Source organism: Burkholderia sp. Bp8998 (assembly GCF_003854235.1).
Taxonomy (GTDB): domain Bacteria; phylum Pseudomonadota; class Gammaproteobacteria; order Burkholderiales; family Burkholderiaceae; genus Burkholderia.
In genome coordinates, this window is sequence record NZ_QTQF01000081.1 from 1 (window position 1) to 12,723 (window position 12,723).

Consider the following 12,723-nt stretch of genomic DNA (forward strand, 5'->3'; position numbering starts at 1 on the left):
TCAGGTGTGTAAGCGCAGTAATGCGTTCAGCTAACTGATACTAATTGCCCGTAAGGCTTGATCCTATAACAAGTCTGCCTTGTAGATCGGCGCAGTGTGCAAGCACTGAGCAAGATCCAGGCGACAGGTTGGATTCTCGTGTGTGATACACACAACCAAGATTACTGCTTCTTCCCAGATTGGTCGCGTTGCGAAGCAACGTGACAACCCTCTTTGCCTGATGACCATAGCGAGTCGGTCCCACCCCTTCCCATCCCGAACAGGACCGTGAAACGACTCTACGCCGATGATAGTGCGGATTCCCGTGTGAAAGTAGGTAATCGTCAGGCTCCCTAAGCCAAGAACCCCCGCCCGTAAAGGCGGGGGTTTTTGCATTGGCGCGACGAAAACATGCGTCGGCATCGACTCAGGGTCCTGCAATCAGTTCGAAGGGGCGGGATTCCACGCATGACCGGCAAGCGGACCGCAGCGGCCCGCGCACTCCGGCATCGCGGCTACTCGAAAGGCTACTCCGCTTTCGCCACCGCCTGCGCCGCATTGACATCCCGCCGAAACGCCCCCGGGCTCGTCCCCGTCCATTTCCGGAACGCGCGATGAAACGCACTGGGCTCGGTAAAACCGAGTTCCGCCGCAATTTCCGCGACGCTGAGCGTGTGTCCGCGTAACAGCGACTGGGCCAGCGCGCCGCGCAGCTCGTCCTTGATCGACGCGAAGCTTTGCCCCTCGCTGCGCAGGCGTCGCCGCAGCGTCGCGGGCGTCGTACCGAGGCGCACGGCCAGCGTGTCGAAGTCCGGCCACTCGGCGGCCGGCAGCGCCTTCAGGTGTGCACGCGTCTTCGCCACCCAGCCGGTGTCGTGTCGATAGCGCACGAGTAGATTGCCGGGCGCGCCGCGCAGAAAGGTCTTCAGCGCCTGCGCGGAGCGAATCGTCGGCAGCGCGAGGTATGCGGCGTTGAAGGCAAGCCGGCTGTCGGGACGGTCGAAATGTACCGGTACCCCGAAGAACTGGTGGTAGTCGCTGCGCTGGTCGGGGCTCGGGCACGCGAAATCGATGCGCTGCAGCGGAATGCGCCGGCCGATCAGCCAGCAGGCGACACCGAGCAGGATCAGCCAGAACGTCCGGTAAGCGAACGCTGAATACGGTGCGCCGGCCTGCGTAAGGACGATCTGCGCCTGGCCGTCGGCGACCACGAGCTCGCCGTGCGGTTCGTCGAGCACCACGCGCAGGAACTGCAGCGCACGCCGCAGCGCCTTCTCGAGTGTGCCTGCGTGCAGCACCGCATGGCACAGCAGCGTGAAGCTGCCGCGCCGCATCGGGCGGGCCGCGAGCCCGAAGAATTCGTCGTCGATCGCGCTGGAGATCGCCAGCCACAACCGGCCGTACTGCTGCGGCGTGACGGGCTCGCGCACGGCGGCCGGCAGGCCGGCGGCACGCAGCACGGCCTCGGTCGGCATCCGTCGCCGGCGCAGGCTCTCGAGCGCATCTTCGACGAAATCCGGCGAGATCATCTGCGGCCCCATTTTTTCGTGCCCTCCAGGCATGGCAAAAACGATCACGATTCTAGATTCTGTTTGTCATTGATTGCAATGTGACGGCTGTCTACCATCATCGATATACCCCGGTTCGCCGGCGGTCATAACGAACAGGAGACACGCATGCGTGATGGAGCAACCGCCCGGGTGGTGCCGGCCTACGCCGACGCCGTGGCCGGCTTTCGTATCGAGACCGCCGCCGCACATCTGCACGGCGACCTGGAGCAGGGCCTGAACGCCTGTGTCGAATGCTGCGACCGGCATGCGGCAGCGGACCCGGACGCGATCGCGCTCGACTGGATCGACGTCGGCGGTCAGCACCGCAGCTTCACGTTCGCGCAGATGCAGGCGCTGTCGGCGCGTGTCGCGAACCTGCTGGTCGAGCAGGGCGTGAAGCCGGGCGACGTGGTTGCCGGCCTGTTGCCGCGCACGCCCGAACTCGTCGCGACGATCCTCGGCACGTGGCGCGCGGGCGCCGTCTATCAGCCGCTCTTCACCGCGTTCGGACCGAAGGCGATCGAGCACCGGCTGCGCATGAGCGATGCGCGTCTGGTCGTCACCAACGTCGCGAATCGCGCGAAGCTCGACGAGATCGCGGACTGCCCGCGGGTCGCGACGGCGCGCGAGGCGGGCGACGCGCTGCCGGCTCAAGACATCGATTTCCGCGCGGCGCTCGACGCACAGTCCGACACGTTCGAACCGGTGCCGCGCAAGGGCACCGACCTGTTCATGATGATGTCGACGTCGGGCACGACGGGCTTGCCGAAGGGCGTGCCGGTGCCGCTGCGCGCGCTGCTCGCGTTCGGCGCATACATGCGCGACGCAGTGGACCTGCGCGATGGCGACCGTTTCTGGAACATCGCCGATCCGGGCTGGGCATACGGCCTCTATTACGCGATCACGGGCCCGCTGCTGCTCGGCCATGCCACGACGCTGTACGAGGGCGGCTTCACGGTCGACAGCACCTACGACGTGATCGAACGGCTCGGCATCACGAGCCTCGCCGGTTCGCCGACCGCGTACCGGATGCTGATGGCGGCCGGCACCGATGCGGCGGCACGCGTGAAAGGGCAGCTGCGGGTCGTCAGCAGCGCGGGCGAACCGCTGAATCCGGAAGTCGTGCGCTGGTTCCACGCGGCGCTCGGCGCGCCGATCTACGACCACTACGGCCAGACCGAACTCGGGATGGTCGTGAACAACCACCACGGGCTCACGCACGTCGTTCATGCCGGTTCGGCCGGTTTCGCGATGCCCGGCTATCGCGTCGCGGTACTCGACGAGGCCGGTCGCGAGCTCGGTCCGGGCGAGCCCGGCAACCTCGCGATCGACATCGCGCGCTCGCCGCTGCTGTGGTTCCACGGCTACTGGCAGCAGGACACGCCGGCGATTGCGGGCGGCTACTACCGGACCGGCGACAACGTCGAGCTCGAGCCGGACGGCACCGTGAGCTTCATCGGCCGCGCGGACGACGTGATCACGTCGTCCGGCTACCGGATCGGCCCGTTCGACGTGGAAAGCGCGCTGATCGAGCATCCAGCCGTCAGCGAGGCCGCGGTGATCGGCGTGCCGGACCCGGAGCGCACGGAGATCGTCAAGGCGTTCGTCGTGCTGTCGAAAGGCTTCGACGGCACGCCGGCGCTGGCCGACGAACTGAGCCAGCATGTGAAGCGGCGGCTGTCGGCCCACGCCTATCCGCGCGCGATCGACTTCGTCGACGCGCTGCCGAAAACCCCGAGCGGCAAGATCCAGCGCTTCGTACTGCGCAAGATGGAAGCCGAGAAGGTCGCTCAATCCTGAACATCGAATACTGAATACGGACTGCGAATGAATATCAAGGATCGCGTTTTTCTGATTACGGGCGCCGGTTCGGGGCTCGGCGCTGCAGTGGCGCGCATGGTGGTCGCCGAAGGCGGCAAGGCCATGCTGCTGGACGTCAATGAAGACGCTGGCGCGAGCCTCACGCACGAACTCGGCACATCCGCACGCTTCGTGAAGACCGACGTGACGAGCGAAGCCGACGGGCTGGCAGCCATTGCCGCCGCGCGCGACGCGTTCGGCCGCATCGATGCGCTCGTGAACTGCGCGGGCGTCGCGCCGGGCGAGAAGGTCGTCGGCCGCGAAGGCCCGCATTCGCTCGATCGTTTCGCGCGCGCGGTATCGATCAACCTGGTCGGCACGTTCAACATGATCCGCCTGGCGGCCGACGCGATGTCGAAGCAGGACGCCGACGCGGAAGGCGAGCGCGGCGTGATCGTCAACACCGCGTCGGTCGCGGCATTCGACGGGCAGATCGGGCAGGCGGCCTATGCGGCATCGAAGAGCGGCGTGGTGGGCATGACGCTGCCGATCGCGCGCGAGCTCGCGCGGTTCGGCATTCGCGTGGTGACGATCGCGCCGGGCATCTTCGCGACGCCGATGATGGCCGGCATGCCGCAGGACGTGCAGGACGCGCTCGGCAAGAGCGTGCCGTTCCCGCCGCGGCTCGGCCGCCCGGACGAATTCGCGGCGCTGGTGCGCCACGTCGCCGAGAATACGATGCTGAACGGCGAGGTCATCCGTCTCGATGGCGCGCTGCGCATGGCACCGCGCTGACACTGGAGGAATGCAATCATGACGACACAGGATCCGATCGTAATCGTCGGCGCGGCGCGCACGCCGATGGGTGGTTTTCAGGGCGACCTGGCCGCGGCCAGCGCGAGCGAGCTCGGCGCGGTGGCGATCCGCGCGGCGCTCGAGCGCGCGAACGTGCCGGCCGAGCGCATCGATGAAATCGTGTTCGGCTGCGTGCTGCCGGCCGGCCAGGGCCAGGCGCCGGCGCGGCAGGCCGCGCTGAAGGCCGGCTTGCCGCTGTCCGCGGGCGCGACCACGGTCAACAAGATGTGCGGCTCCGGGATGAAGGCCGCGATGTTCGTGCACGACCTGCTGTTGGCCGGATCCGCGGACGTGGCGGTCGCGGGCGGGATGGAGAGCATGACGAATGCGCCGTACCTGCTGCCGAAGGCGCGCGCGGGGATGCGCATGGGCCACGGCCAGGTGCTCGACCACATGTTCCTCGACGGGCTCGAGGACGCGTACGACAAGGGCCGGCTGATGGGCACGTTCGCGGAGGATTGCGCGCAGGCCTACCAGTTCACGCGCGAGGAACAGGATGCGTTCGCGATCACGTCGCTGACGCGCGCGCAACGCGCGATCGCGGAAGGGCGCTTCGTATCGGAGATCGCGCCGGTGACCGTGAAGGCCGGCAAGACGGAAGCCGTCGTGTCGATCGACGAGCAACCGGGCAACGCGAAGCTCGACAAGATTCCGACACTGAAGCCGGCGTTTCGCGAGGGCGGCACGGTGACGGCGGCCAATTCGTCGTCGATTTCGGACGGCGCGGCCGCGCTCGTGATGATGCGTCGCTCGGAAGCGGACCGGCTCGGCCTCGCGCCGAAGGCGGTGATCGTCGGGCACTCGACCTACGCGAACAAGCCGGGCCTGTTCGCGACGGCGCCGATCGGCGCGATCCGCAAGCTGTCGGAGAAGACCGGCTGGAACCTGCGCGACGTCGACCTGTTCGAGATCAACGAAGCCTTCGCGGTGGTTGCGATGGCCGCGATGCGCGATCTCGAGCTGCCGCACGACAAGGTCAACGTGCATGGCGGCGCGTGCGCGCTCGGCCATCCGATCGGCGCATCGGGCGCACGCGTGATGGTGACGCTGCTGGCCGCGCTCGAGGCATATGGCCTGAAGCGCGGTGTCGCATCGCTGTGCATCGGCGGCGGCGAGGCGACGGCGATCGCGATCGAGCGCGTCGCGTAACGCGTGCCGGGAGGGCGCAGGCGGCATGGCGCGAGGCCGTGCCGCCGCATTGGCGAAGCGAGTCGTGCACGCGCTTCGCCGACCGCGCCGTCACTCGACCGTGTCGCCTTTCGCCTGCAGATCGGCGTGATAGGACGAACGTACCATCGGCCCTGATGCGACCTGGTTGAACCCGAGCGCGAGCGCGCGTTGCCGCAACTGCGCAAATTCCGCAGGGGTGACGAAGCGTTTCACGGGCAGGTGGTGACGGGTCGGCTGCAGGTATTGACCGAGTGTCAGCATGTCGACGCCGTGCGCGCGCAAATCCCGCATCACCTGATCGACTTCGTCGCTTTCTTCGCCGAGGCCCAGCATCAGGCCCGACTTGGTTGGCACGTTCGGCGACGCGGCCCTGAATGCCCGCAGCAGGTTGAGCGAGTGCTGGTAATCGGCGCCTGGACGCGCTTCGCGGTACAGGCGCGGCACGGTTTCCAGATTGTGGTTGAACACGTCCGGTGCGGATGCCGTGAGCAGGTTCAGCGCGACCTCGAGCCTGCCACGAAAATCCGGCGTCAGCGCCTCGATCCTGAGTGCCGGATCGATCCGGCGCGCGGCGCGGATGCAAGCCGCGAAGTGTGCGGCACCACCGTCGCGCAGGTCGTCGCGATCGACCGACGTGATCACCACGTATTTGAGCCGCATCGCGGCGATGGTTTCGGCGAGTCGCGCCGGTTCGTCCGGATCGAGCGGAAGCGGGCGGCCATGTCCGACATCGCAGAACGGGCAACGCCGTGTACAGATGTCGCCCATGATCATGAAGGTCGCCGTACCGTGAGCGAAGCACTCGCCGAGGTTGGGGCAGCCGGCTTCTTCGCATACCGTGTGCAGCTTCTGCTCGCGCAGAATCTTCTTCAGCGCCATCACCTCGCGCGAGCCGGGAAAGGCCGCGCGAATCCATTCCGGCTTGCGCGGCACGTCGGCCGGTTCGGTCGGGACGATCTTCACGGGGATGCGTGCCATTTTTTCGGCGGCGGAGAGCCTGGTTCCAGCGGCCATCGGCGTGTTGCGGGTGTCCGTGTTCGCCATGCTTACCCCCGGTAGTAGCGTTGCGCGACGAACGGAGTTCTCGCGACTTCCATCGGGACCGGTTTGCCGCGGACGATCGCATGCAGCGCCGTGCCCGGTGTCGCATGTTCGGTGGCGACGTAGCCGATGGCTACCGGGCCGCCGTACGTCGGACCGAAGCCGCCGCTCGTCACCGTGCCGATCGAGCGTCCGTCGGCGTCGACGATATCGGCGCCCTCGCGCACCGGCACCCGGTCTTTCACGACGAAGCCGACGCGTTGTCTTGTCACGCCCTCGGCAAGTTGTTTCGCGATGACGTCTGCGCCGGGATAGCCGCCGGCGCGCGCGCCGGCCGGGCGGCGCACGGTCGAGAGGGCCCACCGCAGCCCGCCTTCGATCGGCGTGGTGCCGGTGTCGATGTCGTGGCCGTACAGGCACAGACCGGCTTCGAGGCGAAGCGAATCGCGCGCGCCGAGGCCGATCGGCTCGACCGCGGGATCGGCCAGCAGCAGGCGTGCGAGCGCTTCCGCCCGATCGGCCGGCACCGAGATCTCGTAGCCGTCCTCGCCGGTATAGCCGGAGCGGCTGACCATGCACGCCGCTCCGGCCAGTTCGACACGGGTGCTCTGCATGAAGACCAACTCGGCCAGGCGGGGCGCGAGACGCGCCAGGACCGAAGCGGCGGCTGGCCCTTGCAGGGCGAGCAGCGCACGGTCGGCCAGTTCGACGACATCGCAGCGATGACCGATCCGCGCATTCAGATGGCGGATGTCCCGGTCCTTGCACGCGGCGTTGACGACCACGACCAGTTCGGCATCGCCGAAGCGGGTGATCATCAGGTCGTCGAGAATGCCGCCTTGGTCGTTCGTGAACAGCGCATAGCGCTGCATGCCCTGCGGAAGGTCGATCACGTCGATCGGCACCAGCGTTTCGAGTGCGGCGGCGGCATCCGGGCCAGACAACAGCACTTGCCCCATGTGCGAGACATCGAACAACCCCGCCTGGTCGCGCGTATGGAGATGCTCCTTCAGGATTCCGAGCGGATACTGCACGGGCATCTCGTATCCGGCGAACGGTACCATTTTCGCACCGAGCTCGACGTGAAGGTCATGGAGTGGGGTGCGGGAAAGTCGGGTCGTCATCGTCATTCCAGGTCAACAGGGTTTTCAAAGGTCGCACGCGATACAGATTCGGAGTACGGAGTGATGGAGATGATCCCGTCTCCGTTGGCGTGTGCCGCTCATCGGGGATGTCGAAGTCTCCGCCGATGAACGGTCACGCGATGGCCGGCACTGCCGTTACTTGCCGTATACCGGGAACGCGCGGCACAGTTCGGCGACTTGTCGCCGGACGTGGTCGATGACCGACGGGTTCTCGATATCGGCCAGAATGTCGCAGATCCAGCCTGCCACCGCGCGCGCTTCGGCTTCCTTGAAGCCGCGGCTCGTCACGGCGGGCGTACCGATGCGAATGCCGCTGGTGACGAACGGGCTCTGCGGGTCGTCGGGCACCGCGTTCTTGTTCACGGTGATGTGCGCGCGGCCCAGTGCCGCATCGGCCGCCTTTCCGGTCAGCCCCTGGCGGATCAGGCTCACGAGGAACAGATGGTTGTCCGTTCCCCCGGAGATGATGTCGAAGCCGCGTTCGACGAACAGGGCGGCCATGGCCCGGGCATTGGCCTTCACTTGCTGCTGATAGATTCTGAATTCGGGCGACAGCGCTTCCTTGAACGCGATGGCCTTGGCGGCGATGACGTGCATCAGCGGGCCGCCCTGGATGCCGGGGAACACGATCGTGTTGAGCTTCTTCTCGATCTCCGGGTTCGCCCGGGCGAGAATCAGGCCGCCGCGCGGGCCGCGCAGTGTCTTGTGGGTCGTCGTGGTGACCACGTGCGCATGCGGTAGCGGATTCGGGTACGCGCCGGCCGCGACCAGGCCTGCCACGTGAGCCATGTCGACGAACAGGTATGCGCCTACCGCGTCGGCGATCCGCCGGAAGCGTGCCCAGTCCACCACGCGGGAATAGGCGGAAAAGCCGGCCGTGATCAGTTTCGGCCGGTGCGCCTTCGCCAGCGCCTCGACCTGGTCGTAATCGATCTCGCCGGTCCCGACGTTCAGGCCGTATTGCACCGCGCGGTAGAGCTTGCCCGAGAAATTCACATGCGCGCCGTGCGTCAGGTGGCCGCCGTGCGCGAGGCTCATGCCGAGTATCGTGTCGTGCGGCTCGAGCAGAGCCATGTAGACGGCGGCGTTGGCCTGGCTGCCGGAATGAGGCTGCACGTTCGCGTAGTCCGCTCCGAACAGCGCCTTCGCGCGGTCGATGGCCAGTTGCTCGGCAACATCCACGAATTCGCAGCCGCCGTAGTACCGCTTGCCCGGATACCCTTCCGCGTACTTGTTGGTCAGCACCGAGCCTTGCGCCTGCAGCACGCGCGGGCTCGCGTAGTTTTCCGACGCGATGAGCTCGAGATGGTCTTCCTGGCGAATGCGCTCACGTTCCATCGCCGTCCACAGATCGTCATCGAAGCCTTCGATCCGCATGTCCTTGCTGAACATTCGTCCTTCTCCTGGTATCGAAGCGGCATGCGCGTCTGCTGCACGGCCGCTTCCGTAGGTTGAATTCGGTTAAGGGGGAATCGGCACGGCTCGTGCGCGGCACATTGCCCGCGCCCGAGCCGGCTGGTTGCGTCACGATTGATATGCTTCCATCGGCGGACACGAACACACCAGGTTGCGGTCGCCGTACACGTTGTCGACGCGCGAAACCGGCGGCCAGTACTTGCCGGCCGCCGTCGTCGCGACGCCGAGCGGATAGACGGCCTGCTCGCGCGAGTACACGTGACGCCAGTCGCCCACGAGCTCGGCCGCCGTGTGCGGCGCGTGCTTCAGCGGATTGTCTTCCGCATCCAGCGTGCCTGCTTCCACGGCCGCGATTTCGCCGCGGATCGCGATCATCGCGTCGATGAACCGGTCGAGTTCCGCCTTCGATTCCGATTCGGTCGGCTCGATCATCAGCGTGCCGGCAACGGGGAAGCTCATCGTCGGCGCGTGGAAGCCGAAATCGATCAGGCGCTTGGCGACGTCGTCGACGCTGATGCTGCTGCTGTCCTTCAAAGGCCGCAGGTCGACGATGCATTCGTGCGCGACGCGGCCGTTCGGACCCGTGTAGAGGATCGGGTAGTGCGGCGAGAGGCGCGCGGCGATGTAGTTGGCGTTGAGGATCGCCGTCTCGGTTGCGCGCTGCAATCCGCGCGTTCCCATTAACGTGATGTAGGTCCACGTGATCGGCAGGATGCCGGCGCTGCCGAGCGGAGCGGCGGACACCGCGCCGATACCCGGCACGCGGCCTTCCCGATGGCCGGGCAGGAACGGTGCGAGATGCGCCTTGACGCCGATCGGGCCGACGCCGGGGCCGCCGCCGCCGTGCGGGATGCAGAAGGTTTTGTGCAGGTTCAGGTGGGACACGTCGCCGCCGAAGGCGCCCGGCCGGGCAAGGCCGACCAGCGCGTTCATGTTGGCGCCGTCGATGTAGACCTGGCCGCCGTGCGCATGAACGATGTCGCAGGCGTCGCGCACGCGGGCCTCGAACACGCCGTGGGTCGACGGATAGGTGATCATGATCGCGGCCAGTCTGCTGTCATGCCGGGCGGCCTTGACGGCGAGGTCGTCGATGTCGACGTTGCCGTCGTCGTCGCACTTGACGACGACGACCTGCATGCCGGCCATCTGCGCGGATGCCGGGTTGGTGCCGTGCGCCGACGATGGAATCAGGCAGACGTCGCGCCGTGCCTCGCCGCGGCTGGCGTGATACGCGCGGATCGCGAGCAGGCCCGCGTATTCGCCTTGCGAGCCTGCGTTCGGCTGCAGTGACACGGCGTCGTAACCGGTGATCGTGCACAGCATCGCCTCGAGTTCCCGGGCGAGCGCGCGATAGCCGTCGGCCTGTGCGGCCGGTGCGAACGGATGCAGCCGGGCGAATGCCGGCCATGTGATCGGCATCATTTCCGCCGTGGCGTTCAGCTTCATCGTGCAACTGCCGAGCGGAATCATCGTGCGGTCGAGCGCGAGATCCTGGTCGGCGAGCCGGCGCAGGTAGCGCAGCATCTGCGTTTCCGAATGGTGGCTGTTGAACGCCGGGTGCGTGAGGAAGGCACTCCGGCGCAGCAGCGGAGCAGGCAACGCATCGGCGGTGACGGCCTCGACGGTCGCGAAATCGGGAACGTCGCGCCCTTCGGCGAAGATCGACCAGAGCATGACGACGTCGTCGGGCGTGGTCGTCTCGTCGAGCGAGATGCCGATCCGGCGCTCGTCGATGACGCGCAGATTGACCCGGCGAGCGCGGGCCGCCGCGTGCAGAACATCGGTGCGACCGTCGCAGTCGACCGTCACGGTGTCGAAACAGCATTCGATCGGCACGGCATGGCCGATCCGGCGCAGGCCTGCGGCCAGGACTGCCGTGAGGCGGTGGACGCGGCGCGCGATCGTGATCAATCCATGCGGGCCGTGATAGGCCGCGTAGAAGCCGGCGATGTTGGCAAGCAGCACCTGTGCGGTGCAGATGTTGCTGGTGGCCTTCTCGCGCCGGATGTGCTGTTCGCGCGTCTGCATCGCGAGGCGCAGCGCCGGACGGCCGTGCGCATCGATCGACACGCCGACCAGTCGTCCCGGCATCGTGCGCATGAAGGCGTCGCGCGTCGCGAAATAGCCGGCGTGCGGGCCGCCGTAGCCCAGCGGCACGCCGAAACGCTGCGTGGTGCCGACCGCCACGTCGGCGCCGAATTCGCCCGGCGGCGCGAGCAGGGTCAGCGCGAGCAGATCGGCGGCGACCACGGCCAGCGCGCCGTTGGCGTGCAGGGTGTCGACCACGCCCCGGTAGTCGTGGATGTCGCCGAAGGTGCCCGGATATTGCAGCAGCGCCGCGAAACAGCCGGTGCCGGACAGATCGCGGCGCGGATCGCCGACGACGATCTCGATGCCGATCGGTTCCGCACGCGTGCGAATGATCTCGATCGTCTGCGGATGGCAATCGCGCGCTACGAAGAAGATCCGGCTGTCCGACCGGGCGACGCGCTGGCAGAACGTCATCGCCTCCGCGGCCGCGGTGCCTTCGTCGAGCATCGATGCATTGGCGATTTCGAGGCCGGTCAGATCGGCGATCATGGTCTGGAAGTTGAGCAGCGCCTCCAGGCGGCCTTGCGAGATTTCAGGCTGGTACGGCGTGTAGGCCGTGTACCAGGCCGGATTTTCCAGCACGTTGCGCTGAATGACCGGCGGGGTATGGGTGTCGTGGTATCCCATGCCGATGAAGGAGCGGAACACCTGGTTGCGGTCTGCCAGTGCGGCCAGCCTGTTCAGCGCGTCGGCTTCGGTGCAGCCGGGAGGCAGGGCGAGCGGAGCATCGCTGCGAATCGCCGCGGGGACGACCTGCGTCACCAGCTCGTCGATGGAATCCACGCCGAGCTCGGCCAGCATCGCGGCCTGCTCGTCGGTATCGGGGCCGATGTGGCGGCGGACGAACAACTCGCGCTGCGCAACGGAATCGAAAGCGCTCATGGCCGTCTCCGTCATTCGCCGATATAGGCGCGATATGCGGCGGCATCCATCAACCCGGCCAGTTGCTCCGGGTTGTCGGGGCGCATCCTGAAGAACCATCCGTCGCCTTCCGCCGAATCGTTGACGAGGCTCGGCGTGTCGCCGAGGGCGGCGTTTGCTTCCAGCACGGTGCCGGATACCGGCATCTTGACCTCGCCGGCGGCCTTGACCGATTCGACCGTGGCGGCTTCGTCATGCTGGGCGAAGACGTCGCCTTCGTTCGGCAGCGCGACATAGACCAGGTCGCCCAGCTGCGATTGCGCGTGGTCGGTAATGCCGACGGTGGCGCTGCCGTCGGTTTCGACGCGCAGCCATTCATGCGATTCGGTGTATCGGACCTCGCTCATGTGCTCTCTTCCTGACAGGGTTGCGTTGAGTGATGCGGCGCACGCAAGCCGGAAGTGCAACGGCGGGAGGATGATCGACGAGTCGGCATCCGGACGTGACCGGGGCATTCCAGGCTGCGTGCCTGATGCCCCCTCTGTCCATTTGCCTGAGAGATTACGCGCCCCGACGGGGCGCTTCTCCTTCGGCGAGGCTTGGTCGGCGACCAGAGGCCTACTCTCCAGAGCGCTAATCGATGCGTCAGTCCTTTTGCCTGAGAGTTTCTGGGGCGATTCCCCTTCGGCGCCGCCGGACGGCGGTCTCTCCTGACACATCACGATAGCTGGCGACAATCTAGTGTCCTGTTCCGTTGTTAACTGGTCTATATTCACGTAGCATGTTGACGTCAACGGAACGGGAGACGTCAACAT

General features: G+C 66.7%; 9 protein-coding genes, 1 rRNA gene and 1 riboswitch. Of the genes, 4 read left to right on the forward strand and 6 right to left on the reverse strand.

From position 1 onward, the window contains the following. Positions 1–216: 216 nt before the first annotated feature. A 5S ribosomal RNA gene (gene rrf, locus DIE06_RS36790) occupies positions 217–329 on the forward strand. Positions 330–506: 177 nt separating this feature from the next. Here rrf and DIE06_RS36795 read toward each other — a convergent pair. Beyond that, the gene (locus tag DIE06_RS36795) at positions 507–1,520 is read right to left on the reverse strand and encodes an AraC family transcriptional regulator (RefSeq protein WP_124665613.1); all 1,014 of its coding nucleotides are present in this window, start codon (positions 1,518–1,520) and stop codon (positions 507–509) included. A 135-nt stretch (positions 1,521–1,655) separates the two neighbouring features. Here DIE06_RS36795 and DIE06_RS36805 point away from each other — a divergent pair, with 135 nt between their 5' ends. Genes DIE06_RS36805 through DIE06_RS36815 form a run of 3 tightly spaced genes read left to right on the forward strand, consistent with a single transcriptional unit; the run spans position 1,656 to position 5,333 of the window. Beyond that, positions 1,656–3,329 carry an acyl-CoA synthetase gene (locus DIE06_RS36805; protein ID WP_124665614.1) on the forward strand — a complete coding sequence of 558 codons (1,674 nt, stop codon included), beginning with the start codon at positions 1,656–1,658 and terminating at the stop codon, positions 3,327–3,329. Between the two features lie 27 nt (positions 3,330–3,356). Next, positions 3,357–4,124 carry a 3-hydroxyacyl-CoA dehydrogenase gene (locus DIE06_RS36810; RefSeq protein WP_124665615.1) on the forward strand — a complete coding sequence of 256 codons (768 nt, stop codon included), beginning with the start codon at positions 3,357–3,359 and terminating at the stop codon, positions 4,122–4,124. Between the two features lie 18 nt (positions 4,125–4,142). Then, a complete protein-coding gene (locus DIE06_RS36815; RefSeq protein ID WP_124665616.1) occupies positions 4,143–5,333 on the forward strand; it encodes an acetyl-CoA C-acetyltransferase in 1,191 nt (396 codons plus the stop codon). Between the two features lie 90 nt (positions 5,334–5,423). Here the strand turns inward: DIE06_RS36815 and lipA are convergent, their stop codons facing one another. The 5 genes from lipA to gcvH form a co-directional block, all read right to left on the reverse strand. Next, positions 5,424–6,368: a lipoyl synthase gene (gene lipA / locus DIE06_RS36820; RefSeq protein WP_260433893.1), complete on the reverse strand. Its 945-nt coding sequence runs from the start codon at positions 6,366–6,368 to the stop codon at positions 5,424–5,426. 32 nt (positions 6,369–6,400) lie between these two features. Then, entirely contained in the window at positions 6,401–7,525 is a 1,125-nt protein-coding gene (gene gcvT / locus DIE06_RS36825) for a glycine cleavage system aminomethyltransferase GcvT (RefSeq protein WP_124665618.1), read from the reverse strand. A gap of 150 nt (positions 7,526–7,675) precedes the next feature. Continuing rightward, positions 7,676–8,932, reverse strand: coding sequence for a serine hydroxymethyltransferase (gene glyA / locus DIE06_RS36830; RefSeq protein WP_124665619.1), 1,257 nt, complete (start codon positions 8,930–8,932; stop codon positions 7,676–7,678). A gap of 132 nt (positions 8,933–9,064) precedes the next feature. Next, complete coding sequence (gene gcvP, locus DIE06_RS36835) at positions 9,065–11,944, reverse strand: aminomethyl-transferring glycine dehydrogenase (RefSeq protein WP_221624094.1); 2,880 nt, start codon at positions 11,942–11,944, stop codon at positions 9,065–9,067. Continuing rightward, positions 11,941–12,315 carry a glycine cleavage system protein GcvH gene (gcvH, locus tag DIE06_RS36840; protein WP_124665621.1) on the reverse strand — a complete coding sequence of 125 codons (375 nt, stop codon included), beginning with the start codon at positions 12,313–12,315 and terminating at the stop codon, positions 11,941–11,943. The genes gcvP and gcvH overlap by 4 nt, the downstream gene beginning before the upstream one ends. A 229-nt stretch (positions 12,316–12,544) precedes the next feature. After that, positions 12,545–12,631, reverse strand: a riboswitch (glycine riboswitch). Positions 12,632–12,723 lie beyond the last annotated feature (92 nt).